The organism is Halalkalibacter kiskunsagensis (assembly GCF_037027555.1).
GTDB lineage: Bacteria > Bacillota > Bacilli > Bacillales > Bacillaceae_D > Halalkalibacter > Halalkalibacter kiskunsagensis.
The window spans coordinates 14,658-33,472 of the sequence record NZ_JAXBLX010000001.1 but is presented as its reverse complement, the minus strand read 5'-3'; the positions used below and the strand labels follow the sequence as shown (position 1 = coordinate 33,472).

13 protein-coding genes are annotated in these 18,815 nt (G+C 39.2%); 10 read left to right on the top strand and 3 right to left on the bottom strand.

The genetic code is table 11. From position 1 onward, the window contains the following. The first annotated feature begins 38 nt into the window (after positions 1-38). The 3 genes from SLH51_RS00100 (at position 39) to manA (ending at position 3,632) form a co-directional block, all read left to right on the top strand. The gene (locus SLH51_RS00100; RefSeq protein ID WP_335958172.1) at positions 39-1,532 is read left to right on the top strand and encodes an ABC transporter substrate-binding protein; all 1,494 of its coding nucleotides are present in this window, start codon (positions 39-41) and stop codon (positions 1,530-1,532) included. Between the two features lie 142 nt (positions 1,533-1,674). Further along, on the top strand, positions 1,675-2,532 hold the full coding sequence (locus SLH51_RS00095; RefSeq protein ID WP_335958170.1) for an ROK family protein: 858 nt from the start codon (positions 1,675-1,677) through the stop codon (positions 2,530-2,532). Positions 2,533-2,675: 143 nt separating this feature from the next. Next, positions 2,676-3,632: a mannose-6-phosphate isomerase, class I gene (manA, locus tag SLH51_RS00090; protein WP_335958168.1), complete on the top strand. Its 957-nt coding sequence runs from the start codon at positions 2,676-2,678 to the stop codon at positions 3,630-3,632. 47 nt (positions 3,633-3,679) lie between these two features. Here the strand turns inward: manA and SLH51_RS00085 are convergent, their stop codons facing one another. Genes SLH51_RS00085 through SLH51_RS00075 form a run of 3 tightly spaced genes read right to left on the bottom strand, consistent with a single transcriptional unit; the run spans position 3,680 to position 8,312 of the window. After that, complete coding sequence (locus SLH51_RS00085) at positions 3,680-5,038, bottom strand: extracellular solute-binding protein (RefSeq protein WP_335958167.1); 1,359 nt, start codon at positions 5,036-5,038, stop codon at positions 3,680-3,682. An 18-nt stretch (positions 5,039-5,056) separates the two neighbouring features. Next, the gene (locus tag SLH51_RS00080) at positions 5,057-6,619 is read right to left on the bottom strand and encodes a response regulator (protein ID WP_335958165.1); all 1,563 of its coding nucleotides are present in this window, start codon (positions 6,617-6,619) and stop codon (positions 5,057-5,059) included. Between the two features lie 22 nt (positions 6,620-6,641). Next, positions 6,642-8,312, bottom strand: coding sequence for a cache domain-containing sensor histidine kinase (locus SLH51_RS00075; protein WP_335958163.1), 1,671 nt, complete (start codon positions 8,310-8,312; stop codon positions 6,642-6,644). A gap of 788 nt (positions 8,313-9,100) precedes the next feature. Between SLH51_RS00075 and SLH51_RS00070 the strand changes: the two genes are divergently transcribed. The 7 genes from SLH51_RS00070 (at position 9,101) to sda (ending at position 18,789) form a co-directional block, all read left to right on the top strand. Continuing rightward, on the top strand, positions 9,101-11,650 hold the full coding sequence (locus tag SLH51_RS00070; RefSeq protein WP_335958162.1) for a glycoside hydrolase family 31 protein: 2,550 nt from the start codon (positions 9,101-9,103) through the stop codon (positions 11,648-11,650). Between the two features lie 117 nt (positions 11,651-11,767). Beyond that, on the top strand, positions 11,768-13,375 hold the full coding sequence (locus SLH51_RS00065) for an alpha-amylase family glycosyl hydrolase (protein WP_335958160.1): 1,608 nt from the start codon (positions 11,768-11,770) through the stop codon (positions 13,373-13,375). 122 nt (positions 13,376-13,497) lie between these two features. Then, positions 13,498-15,276, top strand: coding sequence for a glycoside hydrolase family 66 protein (locus SLH51_RS00060; protein ID WP_335958158.1), 1,779 nt, complete (start codon positions 13,498-13,500; stop codon positions 15,274-15,276). 68 nt (positions 15,277-15,344) lie between these two features. Beyond that, entirely contained in the window at positions 15,345-16,199 is an 855-nt protein-coding gene (locus SLH51_RS00055; RefSeq protein WP_335958157.1) for a hypothetical protein, read from the top strand. A 21-nt stretch (positions 16,200-16,220) separates the two neighbouring features. Then, a complete protein-coding gene (locus SLH51_RS00050) occupies positions 16,221-17,084 on the top strand; it encodes a peptidylprolyl isomerase (RefSeq protein ID WP_335958156.1) in 864 nt (287 codons plus the stop codon). A gap of 193 nt (positions 17,085-17,277) precedes the next feature. After that, positions 17,278-18,474: an ROK family transcriptional regulator gene (locus SLH51_RS00045; protein WP_335958154.1), complete on the top strand. Its 1,197-nt coding sequence runs from the start codon at positions 17,278-17,280 to the stop codon at positions 18,472-18,474. Between the two features lie 153 nt (positions 18,475-18,627). Continuing rightward, on the top strand, positions 18,628-18,789 hold the full coding sequence (gene sda / locus SLH51_RS00040; protein ID WP_335958152.1) for a sporulation histidine kinase inhibitor Sda: 162 nt from the start codon (positions 18,628-18,630) through the stop codon (positions 18,787-18,789). Positions 18,790-18,815: the final 26 nt, after the last annotated feature.

Genomic DNA, 18,815 nt, shown 5'->3' with positions numbered 1-18,815 from the left:
GATAAATAAATTTAGTAAAAAGAAACGGGGGAAGAAAAATGAAGAAAGTTGTTTTACTATTAGCGATACTTCTTGGTTTTGTTAGTGTTCTTACGGCCTGTGGCGGTGAAGAAACAGATGTGAATACGCAAACAAACGAAAATAATGAAGAAACTACAGACGAAGGCAATACACAAGAGGCATTAGACCATGCAACGTTAGTTTGGTACTTAATCGGAACTCCTCAACAAGACGTTGATCAGGTTATGGAAGAGGTTAATGCTTACACGGAGGAAAAAATTAATGCAACAGTTGACCTAAGGTTACTTGACTGGGGAGAGTTTAATGAAAGAATGCAAGTAATTACAACTTCTGGTGAGGAATATGATATTGCTTTTACAAGTTCTTGGGCTAATAACTACGCTTTAAATGCTCGCCGTGGTGCATTTGTTGAATTAAATGATTTGATGGACAAATACGGAAAAGAGATGAAAGAACTAATCGACCCAGCCTTTTTAGAAGGCGCGCAAATTGATGGAAACCTTTACGCTGTTCCAACAAACAAGGAAGTAGGTCAGCAAGCAGTTCTATCCTTTAATAATGAACTAGTAGAAACACATAATCTAGATATTTCAACAGTGAATTCTCTAGCAGACCTAGAGCCTTTATTACAGGTTATTAAAGAAAACGAGCCGGATGTATCACCAATTGCAACATTTGATGCATACTTACCGTTCGATTCAATTCTTCAAGAGGAAATGCCATTTGCATTTAGATTAGATGGGAATACGGATGAAGTAGTAAACAAATATGAAGAAGATGTAACAATGGAAACACTTAAGACAATGCATGATTATTATAAAAAAGGATATATTCGTTCTGATGCTGCGACAAGTACAGACTCTTGGCCTTTAGAAACTCCAAACTGGTTTGTACGTAAAGAGCTTTATCAGCCTTATGCTGAATCAATCTGGTCTAGATCAGCTGGTTATGAAATTGCTACACGTCCACTTCATGAGCCATATGTTTTTAATAACTCAGTAACAGGATCTATGCAAGCGATTTCAACGACATCTAAGAACCCTGAAAGAGCGATGATGTTCCTAAACTTACTAAACTCTGACCCTTATTTAAGAAACCTACTTGATAAAGGAATTGAAGGTGTTCACTACGAGGAAAATGAGGACGGCACAATCAAAGATTTAGATGCACGAGTTGAAAGATATAATATGCCAAGTTTTGCAATTGGCAACCAGTTAATTCTTAAGTTATATGAAGACGACCCAGCAGACAAATGGGAAGCTTTTGAAGAATTTAATGATACTGCTATTCCATCTCCAGTATTAGGATTCTATTTTGATTCTAATCCTGTTCGAACAGAAATTGCAGCAATTAACAACGTCACTAGTGAATTTTCTCCAGCTCTACTTAAAGGAGCCGTAGATCCAGAAGAGTATATACCGGCATTTAATAAAAAGCTTTATGAAGCCGGAATGCAAAAAGTTCTTGATGAAATACAAAGTCAGTATGATGAGTGGAAAGAAAGTCAGTAATATATAGAAGACAAAAAAGTTACTTCTTCGTTAAGAGTAAAGTCTAACTAAATATTACGAGCATTTACATGTTTCATTACGAGAGGTACCCAAAAATTGAGGAAAACTTTTTGGGTACTTTTCCAATTACGGAGGTATCGATATGGTATATGGAGCAATTGAAGCAGGCGGCACAAAATTTGTATGTGCAGTGGGGGATGAAGAAGGGAATATTTTCAATAAAATAACAATACCAACAGAGGATCCTCAAAAAACTCTTTCAGCTATCTATTCTTTTTTCGATGAATATCCACTAACTGCAATTGGAATTGGTAGTTTTGGACCAATTGAATTAAATAAAAAGAAAGCGAATTTTGGGGAGATATTAAATACACCAAAACTACAGTGGAAGAATTTTAATATATATGATGTATTTGTTAAGAGGTACAATTTACCGACGTTTTTAAGTACAGACGTGAATGTAGCCGCCTTAGGGGAATTTCGTTGGGGAGCGGCTAAAGATGTTGACAGTTGCTTATATATGACTGTTGGAACAGGAGTAGGCGCTGGATTTGTAAATGAAGGCACCATATTGAACGCATGGAATCATCCTGAAATGGGACATATCCATGTGCCGCGTAACTTTAATGATATCTTCGAGGGAAGTTGTCCCTATCATAAGGATTGTTTAGAAGGACTTGCCTCAGGAAGTGCATTGGAAGCTAGATACAACTTAAAAGGAAGTGAAATACAAGAACATCAAAGGGAGATATGGGAACTTGAAGGTCAATATTTGGCAAAAGCAATTATGAATTATTCTCTTGTATTAGGACCAGAAAAAGTCATCTTAGGTGGAGGAGTCATGAAGCAAACAATGCTCTATCCAATCATTCGAAAGGAACTTTCAAGACTACTTAATGACTACATTACGATTGATAAGATGGAGGATTATATCGTTGCCCCTTCACTTAACGATGAGCAAGGAATAAAGGGTGCACTAGCATTAGCTTCAGAACGGTAGGGACAGGTTCCTTGTCCCTCCTCCTTAAAGGTAATCCAATATCGAAGTTTGAAGAAGATTCATAGTATATAGTTAAGATTTTTGAAAATGAATAGATTTTTTTTTGTAGAAGTAAACATAGATAAGCGAAAAGGAGTCTTACGATGGTAAAGGAATTACTTTTTTTTGAACCGATCTTTAAAGAACGCATCTGGGGTGGTAGTGCTTTAAAGGAGTTATTTGGTTATGATATTCCAAGTGAGTCAACTGGAGAGTGTTGGGCCATATCTGGTCACCCTAATGGTCGTAGCATTGTTAAGAATGGTCTATATGAAGGAATGACACTTGATCAGCTGTGGAAAGAACATCGTGAATTGTTTGGTAATAATTCCAATGATGTTTTTCCCTTGTTGATTAAAATTTTGGATGCAAATGAGGATTTATCTGTACAAGTTCACCCTAATGATATGTACGCAAAAATTAATGAGAAAGGGGAATTGGGGAAGACAGAGTGTTGGTATATTATTGATTGTAAGGAAGATGCGAAGATTATTCTTGGTCATAATGCACAAACAGAGGCAGAACTTAGAGAGCAAATTAGCAAAGGGGAATGGGAAAGTTTACTCCGGACCACGCCTATCAAGCCTGGAGATTTTTTCTTTGTTCCTAGTGGTACGGTTCATGCGTTATGTGAAGGAACAATTGTGCTAGAAACACAGCAGAGTTCCGATTCTACTTATAGAGTTTTTGACTATGATAGAAAAGATGCCAATGGAGAGTTGCGCGAGTTACAATTGGACAAGGCAATCGATGTTATAAACGTGCCACATAGTCATATAACTAATAAACCAAAAATAACAAAGCAAAAGGATGCTTTGATAACAACTTTTGTAGAAAGTAATTACTTCACAGTGCACAAATGGTCTATTGATGGTACAGCAACCTTTACATATGAACAATCTTTCCTTTTGTGTAGCGTAATCGATGGGGAAGGTGAAATAATTATAGAAGGAGAAGGTGTTACATATATAATAAGGAAGGGCGACCACTTTATAGTACCAGCAACTGTATACTCATTTTCTATTATAGGTAAAGTAGAAATGATTGTGTCTCATGATTAACAAAGGGACGGTGGGGACAGGTTCCTTGTCCTTCCTCAGTTTTTATTTCATGATGATCGAATAAGAAAGTAGATAAACCCTAACTCATGCAATATAGTTCTACCCTGAAAAGGGACAGAGGAACCTGTCCCTCTGTCCTCCTCTAATAGCCTATCTATTTCAGCCGCTGCACGGTCCAATCCTTCCTTAACCGACAATTCACCCTCAAATATTTTATTCATGTACTCCGTATACACTCCATCGATTTTACTCCAGTTCTTAACGAGGGGGAGCAGGATGGCATTTTTCGCATCTTCTCTATAAGGGGAGAGGTAAGAATCTGAATCTCTAGTTATTGTCGAAGCCTTGGCTGTTTCTAGGTTCGTCGGTATTAATTCGGTATGCTCCAAGAGTAATAACTGTGCTTTCTTTCCTGTCATCCATTTCATAAACGTCCATGCCTCAGCCTTTCTGTTACTCCCCTTCATAATGACCAGATTTTCTCCACCAATGAGCGAAGCAGGACCATTATTTTGTGGAAACGGCACAGGAAAGGTTAGTTTTAGAGCGCGATCAAATTCTGATTCATCTAATAAACCGTAGAACCAGGGGCCATCGTCTGTCATAAGCATATTTCCGGCCTTTATCCGCTCCCAATTTTCTTCTGCACCTAGCTCGTCCTGCGGAAGATCAATGAGATTTTCCTTATAAAGAGCTGTTAACTGCTCCACAGCATGGATGGTTTCGTCACTATTTAAATATCCAGAAGCAATGTTTGCATCCTCGTTAATAAAGGATCCGCCAAGACTATAAATGTATGGAATCGTATCCCATGGTCCTAAACCCCTGAGTCCGATCGTATATTGTTCACGTCGGGCAAGCTCCAGTATTTCATCCATCGTACTTGGTGGCTTAAAATAGCCCGCAGATTTTAGCAGTTCACGGTTAAAGATAGGAGCCTTCGTGTAAATGTTGAGCGGCAAAGAATAATAATTATTTTTATAGAGACCTATATTCATTAAATTTGTATTAAACCTTTTTCTGACGGTTTCGAAATCACCGAACCCGTCTAACGGTTCAAGAAGCTCTTTATATAAAAACTCGGGAATCCAGGCGATATGGAGTCGTACGACATCAGGACCACGCTTGGAAGAGGTTCGTGAGATTAAGGTATTAATTAATTCATTAGTAAATGCTAAGTCTATAGACTTTATCTGTATGTTTGGGTTCTCTCGCTCAAAAGCAGGGATCAATACGTTATCGAGTAACCTCGTTTCTTTTTCGTTGTATGTGTGCCAAAAGGTAATGACAGTTTTTTCGTCATCCCGAAATGTTTGAACGTCCTTTGGATCAGAGATCATGGATGGACTTCTACACCCGGCAAGCATTACGAAAATTAATAAAAAGGATATCCACCTACAACCCATAACGTAAACCCCCCTTTTTTAATCAATAGACGATCTTGTTGCCTGGTGTTTTTCCCTGTACTCCATTGGAGTTAATCCGGTTACTTTCTTAAACACTTTGCTGAAATATTTTACATCTTTAAAGCCAGAGGCCTCCGCTACATCGTAAATCCGACTTTCATTTTGCACCAATAGCCGTTTCGCTTCCCTAATACGCAGCTCGATCAAATAATCAACAAAGTTTCGCCCGGTTTGTTTTTTGAAGTAGAGACTGAAATAACTTTTACTGAGATGAACGATATCGGCTACACTCTGAAGCGTTAAGTTCTCGGTATAATGCGCCGCAATATAGTCCAGCGCTTTTTTGATTAACTGATCGTCGTCTCTTTTATTGGTCAGTATCGGTGAAAAAGGCGTTTTGATTTCTTCCAGTTCACGAATCAGAATTGCTATCATTTGTTCCAATGTCTCCGCCTGGCAAAGCAAATCATGTTGCTCAGTGAGCAGTGGCTCCGTGTCCGTTTGGATTTGATAAGCGCCTGTAAGAAGACGACAAGCTTCTTGCTGTACTTGTTCTGGGTTCAAATCCCCACTTTTCCAGCGTTTAAGTGGAATTTCAATTGCTGAGGAAACCGGATCGCCACTCTGAATCATTTCAAAGAAAGTAGTCCAATCACCATGTCCTTCTGTTTCGACAACTACTTTTGAATGATCCTTTAAATACAGGCCACCAAGCCCTTCAAAAAAGCGTCTTTGGCAGGCAGAGCGACTGTTGGAAAATCCCTTGACAATGCTTGCTGTACCTTGTTCTGTTACAAAACCGGCTGACGTTGAAACATTCCATTCCTTTTCCAGTAACTGCTTCCACTGTAGTAGCCGCGGCTCTGCTTTTCCATCGTGATCCGGTAAAATGAGAAACATGTCGCTTTCGGCCACAAGCAGCGAAAATCCCTCTTCTACTTGCATGTAAAACAGTTTCTGCCATTCCTCCAGTAGGAGCTGCACATGTAGATAGCCGTAATTTTCTCTCCATTCCTCCGCCATGTCCAGCATAAGATAGACACAAGCATAGGAATGTTCCAACCATGCCGGGGCCCAAGAGGTTGATGAAAGGGGGGTTTGTTCTTGAACGATCAATCTTTTAATTTCCTGTTCGACATTTTTTCGTGCCAGATAGACAGCCCCCTGTTGGTAATGGTTTAGTTCGGAATCCTTTTTCCGTTCGTCCTCCAGCATGGAAATACACTGCCGCAGGACGGTGAGAAGGTCATCCTTTTTCATAGTTAGTTTTAACAAATAATCGACAGCGCCCAGCTTAAGCCCTTCTTTTACGTATTCAAAGTCACTGTAATTGCTGATTAGGATCACTTTGAGCGATGGGTAAAGCTCTAGTGCTTGCTGCATGAGTTCAATGCCGTCTATTAAAGGCATTTTGATATCTGTAATGAGAATATCATAGGAATGTTTTTCAAGAGCAGTCAGTGCTTCAGCACCGTTTCCGTATTGGTCTTCAACGAATAGCCCTTCCTTTTCCCAATCAATAAAGGCAGTGATTCCTTTGCGAATAGCAGTCTCGTCATCGACGATAAGAACTCTATACATGTTATTCCTCCCTGTTTCGCTATTACTTACTGGTACGTTCTGTTATGTTTTTCAACAAAATGCGTACTGTGGTACCTTGCTCCGGCTCGCTTGCGATAGACCATTCCCAATTTTGGTCATAATACAGTCGCAGTGTGTCAAAGATATGGCGTAGACCGATACCGATAGTTCCCTTTTGGCAGGCCGTTTCTGGATCATTTAACTCTTTCAATTTATCATTCCTGATACCTAAGCCGTTATCTTTAATAAGAATTTCTAGATCCCCGTTAATAAATTGAATCCTTATCGAGATTCTCCCATCCGTATTTTTTGGTACGATGCCATGGAAAATGGCGTTTTCCACAATAGGCTGCAAAAGCATACGAGGGATGTGTACTGCTTCTGTATCCGGTTTTATATCGAGCTCCAGATAGAATGTTCTTTCGTAGCGAAGTTCTAAAATGACTAAATACTTCTCGATAATGTCTAGTTCCTCTCTTACCGTTATGATGCTGCCACTTTTCCCCATATTTGATTCCAACAGATGGTTCATTGCTGACAATACTAGAGAAGCGCGTTCGTTTTGATTCGAATCAATAAGCCAGCGAAGAGTGGTGAGTGTATTAAAGAGAAAGTGTGGATGAACCCGATGCATAACAGCTCGAAGTTCTGCATGATATTTTTCACTCTGCTCACGTTCCACTTGCTGCATCAAATTTTCGATTTCATGAAGCATTTCGTTAAACTGTTTGCTCAAAAAGCCAATCTCATCGGAGGAACTAACGGTCGTTCTTTCTTTTAGGTCCCCTTTTTGAACACGCAGCATGCTTCCGGTAAGTTGTTTTACAGGCTTGGTTACCTCTCTGGCAATAAAAAGACCGATTGCGATCGCAATTAGGGAAAAGACACCAGAGGAAAAAAGGATCCAAGATTGGAGACGGTCTAACTGTCCACTGATTTCATGAACCGGGACAGTACCTACAAGGATCCAACCGTTGCTCAGTTTCTGCTTAACTCCGTAATAAGGGACCCCTTTCATGGAAAACTCGAATTCTACGTGGTCTCCCATAATATGCCTGTACAACCCCTCAGAATTCAATACCTTCTTATTGATCATGTCGAGGTTGGAATCAACCATAATTCTTCCTTCGGTATTTACGATGAAAAATTTTCCTGTCTCCCCCAGTTCTAATCGTTCAATCGTGTTAAGAATGGACCGTCCATCCAAATGAACCTGCACAAGTCCGATATTTTTCATCGTGTCAAAATCTTTTAAGACTCTGCTAACGGGAAGAACCAAGTCCGTATTTACGCTACCACCGTGGAAAAGATCATACTGAATCCCTTGCCAAACCAAAGCTCCGTCCCTTCGTTTGGCTTCCTTCACCCATTCCTGGTCGGAAAGCCGTATTTTATTAAGGTTTGTTTTGGCAAACGTACCGCTTCCCCAACCGCTACCTTCCTCCGTTAACACATAAACAATTTTGACGAAGGAGTTGGAATAAGCCATATTATTCAGCAAAGTATTTATATATTGTGAATTCTCTCTCTGTTCGAATGGCGTGCTGCTATTCAATTGTAAAACAGCATGCTGGATCGTCTGATCGCTGCTAATGAAATCAGAAGTATCGATCCCAACGTTCAAAATGAAAGAAAGCGACTCCGCTGTAGATTTGGCGATTTGAATGGTAGAGTCCCGTACGTTCTTCTTCAAGATAGAATTAGACTCCAAGTAGAAAGACAGAGAAGTAAAAAGCGTCGGGATCAAAATCACAAGTAGAAAGGCTACTATGATTTTGGATGAAAAGCTTCTGGATAACAAAAAAATTCGGAACATAATACCCCGCCTTATTATTTCTATCATTTAATCATTGTACAGGTTGAGAGTTGAATTTCCCACTGGAAGTGTGAGAAATCATAAGTCTACCTATTCTAGTATTTTAAAATTAACATAATATTTTTCAACAATTATATGAAAAGGTGTCTTATTTTGAATAAAGAGAGAAAAATATCACCCCCTAAAATTTCCTGAGAAAAACGATCGATAAATCCATAATTTTACATAAATTACTCATTGGTGGAAAATCACTTTATAAAAGTGTCTAATTTAAAGTGATAAGCGATAAATAAAAGGTTGTGATTCATTAAGTATAAGTGGAAGGTGAGCAAAGTCCTTTAGTTCTTTCGATCTATACTTTTCTAAAATCTCTCTTTCTATTCGTTAATAACAAAAGCTATACGCCAAATGAAAATGGAATAAAAAAACAAGCCAAAACCAGGGTACAAGTGGTTTTAAAAGGATATTTAAAATTTACTTTCCCATTATTTTTCACTGTTTTTCATGATTTGAGAGCGCATTCACATAATCATAGGTGTTTTTTCCGATTGTTCAGAATTCATTAAGTTGTTAATTTGAAAGTAGCTAAGGTGATTGAGATCACTTTAGTTGAAATGAATTGTCTTGCGCAAGACAAGCCCTATTAAAATAAAAAGAGGTGTATTATGAAAAAAATTAAAAAATCGATATTTGCTGTCGCGATTGCAACAGCACTTGTAAGTACGTCGATTGCTCCTTATTCTGCATTAGCGGTAGATAAGCCACACCCAGAAATTCCGTTAGATAAAGACAATCTTGAACAACTCGTTGTGCAATCGGTTGAACGGACTGACAATGGTGTTAAGCTAGATTTCGGTTCAGAATATGATGGGTATGTGAACTTGTTAGAAGATGATATTGCTCAAATATCTATTGTAGAAGATGGGGAAAAAGTAAAACATTCACCAGGGATTGAAAAAACAGAATGGGACACACCTGAATTTTCTGCGCAAGATGAAGGGGATACTTATCAGTTAGAAACGGCTGAAATTACTGTCGTTATTAACAAGGCACCTTATGGCGTGAAATTTTTAGACAAGGATGGCAACCTCATAAACGAGGACTATTCTGAATTTGGTTCTTCGGCTGGATATGAAGATGGAAAACCATACGTTTTCAGAGAAACGACACCAGATGAAGCGTTCTACGGCTTCGGTGAGCAAGCTGGATTGGAACTTAACAAACGAGGAGATAGTATAGGCCTGTGGAATACGGATTCCTATGGTTACAATAAAGATACAAAATACATTTATGTGTCGATTCCGTTTTTTATGGGATTGAAGGATAAAAAAGCATACGGTATTTTCTTTGATAACACGCATCGTTCCTATTATGAAATGGCGAGTGAAAGCGATGATTATTACTACTTCTATGCTGATGGCGGACAATTAAACTACTATTTTATTTACGGCCCTGAAATCAGTGATGTTGTGAGTCAATATACAGAAATTACGGGGAAATTTAATCTTCCTCCAGAGTGGACATTGGGTCTACATCAAAGTAAGTGGGAGTACACTGCTGACGAGATCGTAGAGGTTGCCCAAACGTATCGTGATAAAAACATTCCCCTTGATGTTATGCACTTTGACATCGACTACATGCAAGATTATAAGTTATTCACATGGGAAGAAGACTACAAACAAGCGTTGGCTGAATTAAAATCTATGGAAGGGTTCCATGCCATTGCCATTAATGACCCGGCTGTGAAAAAAGAAGAAGGCTACTTTTTGTATGACGAAGGGACAGCAAATGATTATTGGGCGAAAAGTGCAGATGGAACGCCATTTGTCGGTCCGGTATGGCCTGGAGATTCTATGTTCCCAGATTTCTCAAAAGAAGAGGTAAGAGACTGGTGGGCTAGTAAACATAACATTCTATTTGATGCTGGTATTGACGGTATTTGGAATGATATGAACGAGCCAGCTGTGTTCGAGGCAGAATACTATTGGACTATGCCACTGGATGCTTATTTCGGTTACGAAGACAATAAAATATTGCACACCGAATATCACAACTTGTATGGACATCATGAAGCGGAAGCAACGTATAATGCATTTGAATTGTACAAGCCTGGTGAGCGTCCGTTCGTGTTAACACGCGATATGTACGCAGGTTCGCAACGTTATTCTGCTCTTTGGACAGGTGATCAAAATAGTTCATGGGAAGGACTAGAAATGACTCTTCCAGTGAATATGAACGTCGGCTTATCAGGGGTTCCGATGGTCGGTGGAGATATTGGCGGGTTTGCGGGACGTCCGGATGGGGAATTGTTCGCACGCTGGATTCAAATTGGTGTTTTCGAACCGTTTGCACGCATTCATTACGACAGTGACGGAGGAGACCCAAGAGTGATAGGGCAGGAACCATGGGTATTCGGCCAAGAGGTGGAAGACATTACTCGAAAATACGTGAATTTACGCTATCAGCTTCTGCCTTACTTGTATAACGAACTGCAGGAGGCTACTGAAACAGGCAAACCAGTTTATCAGCCGCTTGTCTACCATTTCCAAGAGGATGAAAATACCTATGATATTTACAAGCAATTCATGTTCGGTGACAATATCATGGTCGCTCCTGTTCTAGAACAAGGTGCTACATCTGTTGATGTATATCTGCCAAAAGGCGAAACATGGGTAGACTTCTGGACAGGTGAGAAATATGAAGGAAATAAGACAATTACGGTACAAGCGGAACTAGACCATTTACCGATCTTTGTTAAACAAGATTCTATTATTCCAACACGTGAAGTTCAGCAATACACTGGTGAAAAACCACTTGAAAACTTAGTACTTGACACTTACTTGAATGATCAAGCGACATACTCATTCTATGAAGATGACGCTCAAACACAAAGTTATCAAGATGGCGAATATAACGTGACGAATTTTACAGTAAATAAGCAAAATAAAAACATCGTTACGTTTGAACAAGAGAAAGAAGTTCAAAACTATAAAGGTACTAAGTTGAAATCTTACACATTGAAACTGAACAACACAGAAAAACCAAGCAAAGTTCAAGCTGCATCAAGCAAATATAAAGCAGTAAGCAGCGCGGAAGCTGTGAAAGAAACAAGCGAAACATATTTCTTTAATGAAGAGGAAAACATTCTTTATGTTAACATTCCTGCTGATGAAAAACATAAAGTACAAGTTTTCTTTAACGGAAACGCTCGCTAATTAATAGTAGATTGATAGAGTGGCTTTGAAGTTGGCAGGTGCCCCAAAAGAATGTCTAAGTCTTTCGGGCCCTGCTTCTCACTTCAGTAAATATTTATACATTGGAGGGAAATGGAAATGAAGAAAAAACTATTAGCAAGTGTTCTAGCTGGTTTCATGCTGACAAGCACAGTCCATAGTGTTTATGCAGCGCCCCCTGTAGAACAGAGTGTCCAAACGGAAAATGATGTGTATTACCAAGTGCTCGTACGCTCTTTCGCTGATTCAAGTGGTGATGGTGTCGGAGATTTGCGCGGTCTTGCGGATAAATTGGATTATATTGAAGAATTAGGGGCAACAGCTCTTTGGCTGATGCCGATTTACCCATCTCCGACGTATCATAAATATGACACAACGGATTATTATTCGATTGACCCAGAATATGGTGATATGAAAGATTTCCGTTATTTAATAGAAGAAGCAGATAAGCGCGGAATTAAAGTGATCTTAGACTTTGTCGTTAACCACACGAGTATTAAACATCCGTGGTTCACTGAAGCAATGGATCCAAATAGTAAATACCGTGATTATTATATTTGGGCCGATGAAGATACAAATCTTGACAGAAAAGGTCCTTGGGATCAACAGATGTGGCATCAAGCTGAAAGCGGCGATCATTACATGGCTCATTTTTATGATACGCTTCCATCAGTTCTCCCAGATTTAAATTTTCATAACCCGAAAGTCCACGAGGAAATTATCGATGCAGCAAAATACTGGTTAAAACAGGGAGTGGACGGCTTCCGCCTAGATGCGGCTCCGCACATCTACTTTCCGGAAGAGGGATCCGCAGATGAATTTTATGATCATAAAGCGAACGTAGAGTGGTGGAAGAAATTCGAAAGCGAGCTACAAAAGGTAAAACCTGATGTTTATCTAGTAGGGGAAGTTTGGAAGGAAGAAGAGATCGTCGCTAATTATTATGAAGGAATGGAATCACTGTTTAACTTTGATCTCGGTGATTTGATTATGAAGTCGGTTAAGACAGGAGAAAATCTTGGCATTGCAGAGCTTCAAGAACGAGTGCTTGCTCTTTACGACACGAAGAGAGAAGGTGGGGCGACAGATGCGGTCTTTTTGAATAATCATGATGAAATACGGACGATGACGCAATTTAAGGGAGATGAGAAGAAGGCGAAATTAGCTGCATCCATCTTGTTTACCTTATCCGGAAACCCGTTTATCTATTATGGTGAAGAACTAGGCCAACTAGGCGATAAAACGAACGAACCGAACGAGTTCGGCGATAACCCTGACATCTATCTTCGTGAACCTTTTGTATGGTCAAAAGAAGAGGATAACTACCGTACATCTTGGGTTGAAACAAAATATAACACGGGTGAGACTGCAGTGGTTGCCGAGGAGCAAGTAAATGATCCGAATTCTATGTTCAGCCATTACCGTGAACTGATTGAGGTTCGTCAAGCAAGCAACGCATTAATGAACGGCGGTATCGAAGCGGTTGAAACGAATGATGAACGTGTGCTCGCTTTCAAGCGTTCATATGAAGGCGAAACGAACTTGGTTGTACACAATCTGTCTGATGAGACAGTAGAAGTAAGCTTAACTGACGATGAATTAAAACATGTCAACATTTTATATGCAACGGACAAAGTAAAGCGAAATCATGGACAGAAAAAAATCAACCTGACGCTTCCGGGACAATCAAGCGTTATCTTGAAGTAATATTTGTAACAGACTTTCAAGAAAAAGTAGGTGTCTCATAATTTAAGAGTCTGACCCCTAGAATACGAATATTGTTGTAGGGGTCAGACCCTTTTTTAACAGCTAAGAATGGAGGGAAGAAGATGAAAAATCAAAAATCACTGAGTTTTTTTTTAGTCTTACTATGTGGAATGTTAGTTCTTGTAGGTTGTTCTCAAACTGAACCACCTGAACCTGATGAACCTTCTGTTATTGAACATGAAAACTGGCTAGGCGATATTTCTACAGATCAAGCAGCCTATCAGCCAGGTGAAGCCGTAACGTTTCATCTTTCTTTATATGAAAAAATGGAAAAAGGAAGTTTAGTCGTACGCTATCAACATTTAAATGACCTTGTTTATGAAGAGGAGATTCCTGTAAGTAATAAGCGAGAAATTACGTGGGAATGGACACCGAATGAAGAAGACTTTAAGGGATATATGGTTGAGGTTTCTTTAGTAAATAAAGAAAAGGATGAAATCGATCATTTGAATATCGCAGTGGACGTTTCCTCTGATTGGAGTAAGTTTCCTAGATACGGATATTTAGCTGACTTTCATGAGATGGAAGATGAAGAGCAGCGTGCTGTGATCAAAAGGTTGAATCGATTTCATATTAATGGCATTCAATTTTATGATTGGCAAGATAGACATGATGACCCACTGAAAATGGAAAACGGTGAAGTGGCCTCAACGTGGAATGATATTGCCAATCGAGAAGTTTCAAGACAGACAGTCGAAACATATATCGACCTTGCACACGAAAAAAATATGAAGGCGATGAATTACAATTTGTTATTCGGTGCAAATGAAAACTACGAAGAAGAAGGGGTAAAACGAGAGTGGGGCATTTTTAAGGATCCCAATCAACATGAGCAAGATAAGCATCCTCTTCCAGATGAGTGGAGAGAACTTTATTTATTTGACCCTTCAAATGTAGGTTGGCAAGAACACATTTTTGAAAAAGAACAAGAGGTGTTTAACCATTTAGCATTTGATGGATGGCATGTCGATCAGTTAGGTCACCGTGGGCAAATTTGGAATGCATTTGGTGAAGAAATTGAACTTTGGGAAACCTATCCTGTTTTTCTTGAAAATGCAAAGCGTGCGTTAGGTGTCGACTTGGTGTTAAATGCGGTGTCACAGTATGGACAAGCTGAAATTGCACAGTCTCCTGTGAATTTCTTATATACAGAAACATGGGAGCAGCCTTATTATGGGGATTTAAAACGGATTATCGATGAAAACTGGGAGTTTAGCAATAAGGAACTTCAAACCGTATTAGCTGCCTATATGAACTATGATCTATCTCATTCACCAGGTCAATTTAATACACCAGGTGTGTTGTTTACAGATGCTGTTATTTTTGCTTCTGGTGGTGCTCATATAGAACTTGGGGAGAATATGCTAGCAAATGAATACTTTCCTAATAAAAATTTAGAGATACCGGATGAACTAAATGAACAGCTTATTACCTACTATGATTTTTCAGTAGCCTATCAAAACCTTCTGCGTGATGGTGTGGAAGAGGTAGAGAAAGAAGTTTATTCAAATGACATTTCGATAACGAGTCATATAGAAATAGGTTCAGTATGGAACTTTACGAAACAAAAAGAGAATAAAGAGATTTTGCATTTTATTAATTTCACTGAAGCAACTTCAATGGAATGGAAAGATAAAATGGGAGAGCAAACCGAACCAGAATGGATTCATGATGTTCCGATTAACGTACACTCAGAACAAGAGGTAGAGAAAGTATGGCTGGCTTCACCAGACATGGATCAAGGGTCAGCGCAAGAGCTTGAGTTTGTTCAAGAAGGGGACCAAGTTCTCTTTACACTCCCAGCGCTAAAATATTGGGATATGGTTGTAATCGAATATTGAATAAAAAAGATCGATGAAACTATCAATCTGTTGAATCCGGTCGATAGAAAAGGAAATGAGGGAGTAATTTGAAAAAGATAAAGAAAATGACTGTAGGTATCATAATGGCATCATTGCTGACCATTCCATTTGTACAAGAAGGAGATACAACATTTGCCGCAACGAAACAGAATGAGAATGCTAACGTTAGTATCCAAAAAGGACCAAAACAACAAGGACCAAAGGATAAATCAGCATGGGATAGAAGCTCCTTATCATTTACTGTTGAAAACTTAACTTGTTATGGGATTTCTGCCACGATAAAAAATGGTCAAGACTCACGTGATATGCAAGGGGAAGTGACGTATGAGGTTTACTATTCGGAAAAAGGAAATCCTAAAAATGGCGAGGTTGTCGCTACGGGAGTGGTTCATGCGTTAGAATCTGGTGAAACAGAGGAATTAACTTATACACCGGATCAGCTTGTGGCTGGGAATTATATGTTTAAAGCATATCAGAGTCCTAACCACCCAGGGACGGGCGTGTTGTGGAGCGAGTCGATAACGGTAACAGAAAATTTCGCATTGACTGAACCGATTGAACTTCAGCGCCCGCTCGATCAGTTTTTTCATTCTAGTGTGATCAATGGGACAGCAACGTTTACGGTTCCTGAAGGCATGGATCCAATTGAGATTAGCTTTACAAGCTATTCTTATCCGGAAGGAACAGTTCTTCAAGAAGATGGGAAACCTTATGAGGGGCAGACGAGCTTTGATAATGTCACAGACGTATACGGGCCAGGTACATATACGATTGAGGTTGATTTGCCGAATGGAGATTGGCAGACGGATCTATATGTAGGATCTGAAATTAAAGTTTTGACTGAATGTGGTCATCCAATTAATAAGATTATTGATGCAGACTATAGTGCCAAACAGGATTAAATAAAATAGGAGTGTTTTTTGATGAAAAAATGGTTAGTTAACTTTGGAATGGTGGCTGGACTTCTTTCTCTTGCTGCTTGTAACTCCGGTGCCGATACAATTGTACAATCCAAGTCGGGTGATATAACGAAAGAGGAATTTTACAACGAATTAAAGGCGCAGGGCGGGGACAAAGTTTTAAAACAGATGGTTGAAACGATGCTTCTTGAAAAAGAATTTAACGTAACAGATAAAGAGATTGATACAAAAGTCAACGATTATAAGGAGCAATTCGGTGGGGAGGAAGGCTTACAGCAGGCTCTTGTGGAAAACGGAATTGGAGACGAGAAAGCATTTAGAAAACTTGTTGAACGTGAGTTATTGGCTCAAAAAGCGACAACAGATGGAGTGGATGTTTCAGAGGAAGAAATAAAAAAAGAATTTGAAGATAAATACAAAGAAGAAATAAAAGCGAGTCACATTCTAGTCACGGACGAAAAAACAGCGAAAGAAGTGAAGGAAAGGTCTGATAAGGGCGAAGACTTTGCCGAGCTTGCTAGCGAATATTCAATCGATCCTAGTTCAAAAGACAATGGAGGCGACCTTGGCTACATTAGGAAAGGGATGATGGTTCCTGAATTCGATTCCGCTGTATTTTCACTTGAAGTCAATAAAGTCAGTGATCCTGTGGAAACGCAATACGGTTATCACATTATAAAAGTAACGGATAAGAAAGCAAACACGTTTGAAGATAAGAAAGATGTCATTAAAGAAGAATTGAAATTTGCAAAAGCGAACTCAATTCACACGGTGATTTCCAATCTTCAAAAAGAAGCCGACATTACTATCAAAGATAAAGAGTTAGAAGATGTATTAGAGACTCCGCAACAATCGGAAATGGAATAACAGCCAAACCTCTCCTTGGTGATCGTCATAAAGGCTGCAAAGTAATTCGTCAAAAAAGCTTTGCGGCCTCTAACAAATTAGTCAGTATAATTGTGATATCTAATTATTTTTAATTATCTGAAATTTAATCTTGTTTCACTGAATGAAGTATGTTAAATTTTACATACGATTAGATGACAGGAGAGAAGATGTCATGAATGTATTTAGAAAAGGAAATAAAGAACTGATTAAAGATCTTAACCGGTCCATCGTAATTGATCTGGTTCGCCTTCAAGGGAATGTCTCACGTACGGACATCGCCAAAGTTACTGGACTCGGCTTATCGACGATTACGAATATTATCGAGGAACTGATAAAGGAAAATCTAGTTACAGAAGTTGGAACAGGAGATTCGCATGGTGGGAGGAAGCCGGTATTATTGAAGTTTAATGGCGATTATGGTGTGATTGTTGGTATGAAAATTGAGAAACAAGAAGTGAAAATGTGTTTATCGAACTTGGAAGGTAATATTTTACATAAACATCAATTTTCATATACTACAAAGGAAGCGATGCAATTAACAACCGTTATTATTGAACAACTGGAAGGCTTTATCAAAAGAAATGAAAGCGGTTCAAAAGTGGTGGGTATTGGGATTGCAACACCCGGGTTAGTAGATCAGGAAAATAATGAAGTGGTCTATTCACCGATATTAAAGATGGATCATGGAGATTTGAAGCCGATCGGCAGGCACTTCGATGTTCCTTTGATGATCGATAATGACGCGAACGTATTTGCTCTTGCGGAGAAATGGATAGGCGCAGGAAGAGAATATCGAAATTTCATTGGTGTTACGGTAGGAGCGGGTGTTGGGGCAGGAATTGTCATTGATCATACATTGTTTCGAGGAGACTTCGGAGGAGCTGGGGAGTTAGGACATATCACGATTAATCAGGGAGACCGTCTCTGTTATTGTGGGCAGCGAGGTTGTCTAGAATTATATGCGTCTGATCCATATCTTGTACATGAGGCAGAACGAATGGTTGCAATAGGTGTTCCTACATTAATCGATTCGTTTCATCCGATAACACCAGAAAGTGTTGTTATGGCGGCTCAAAAAGGAGATCAATATGCGCAGGAACTGCTTGAAAAGCAAGGGGAAAACCTCGCTTTAGGGATTAAGAACATGATACATCTATTTAATCCGGAAGCCGTCATTTTAGGTGGCGAAGGGTTGAGGGAAAATGACTTTCTACTAAAAGGAATGCAAAAGGAGCTAGCCGTTCACTTTTTTATCAGGCATCCTCGCAAGCTTCAATTCAAAACCTCACAGCTAGGAGAGGACGTATGGTTGATTGGAGCATGTGCGTTAGTCGTTAGTCATTTATTTAAAGTGCCGATTTATAAATAATAAAGGAAACGACTGCTGTTGGATCCTTGTGTTCAATTACTTCATTCACTGAATAAAGTATCTACCTTTTGTTGACTATGCTTCCATTGTAAGGATCATTTCCATTTTTAACGCTGTTTAACGAATATTCTTTTTTCAAGGAGAGTGTTAGCGATGATTCAGCAGGTAAGTAATCAATTTTTACTTTATGCGTATACTCAAGCCCTAGCATTAAAGCTTAATTCTGATTTTATCTCTTTATTAGAAGAAGAACTACGCAAAAGAAATTTACTACTGATGACGGATGAAACAGGTGAACGGAAAGGAGCTGGTTGAAGGAAGAAAGAGAATTTATCGATTTA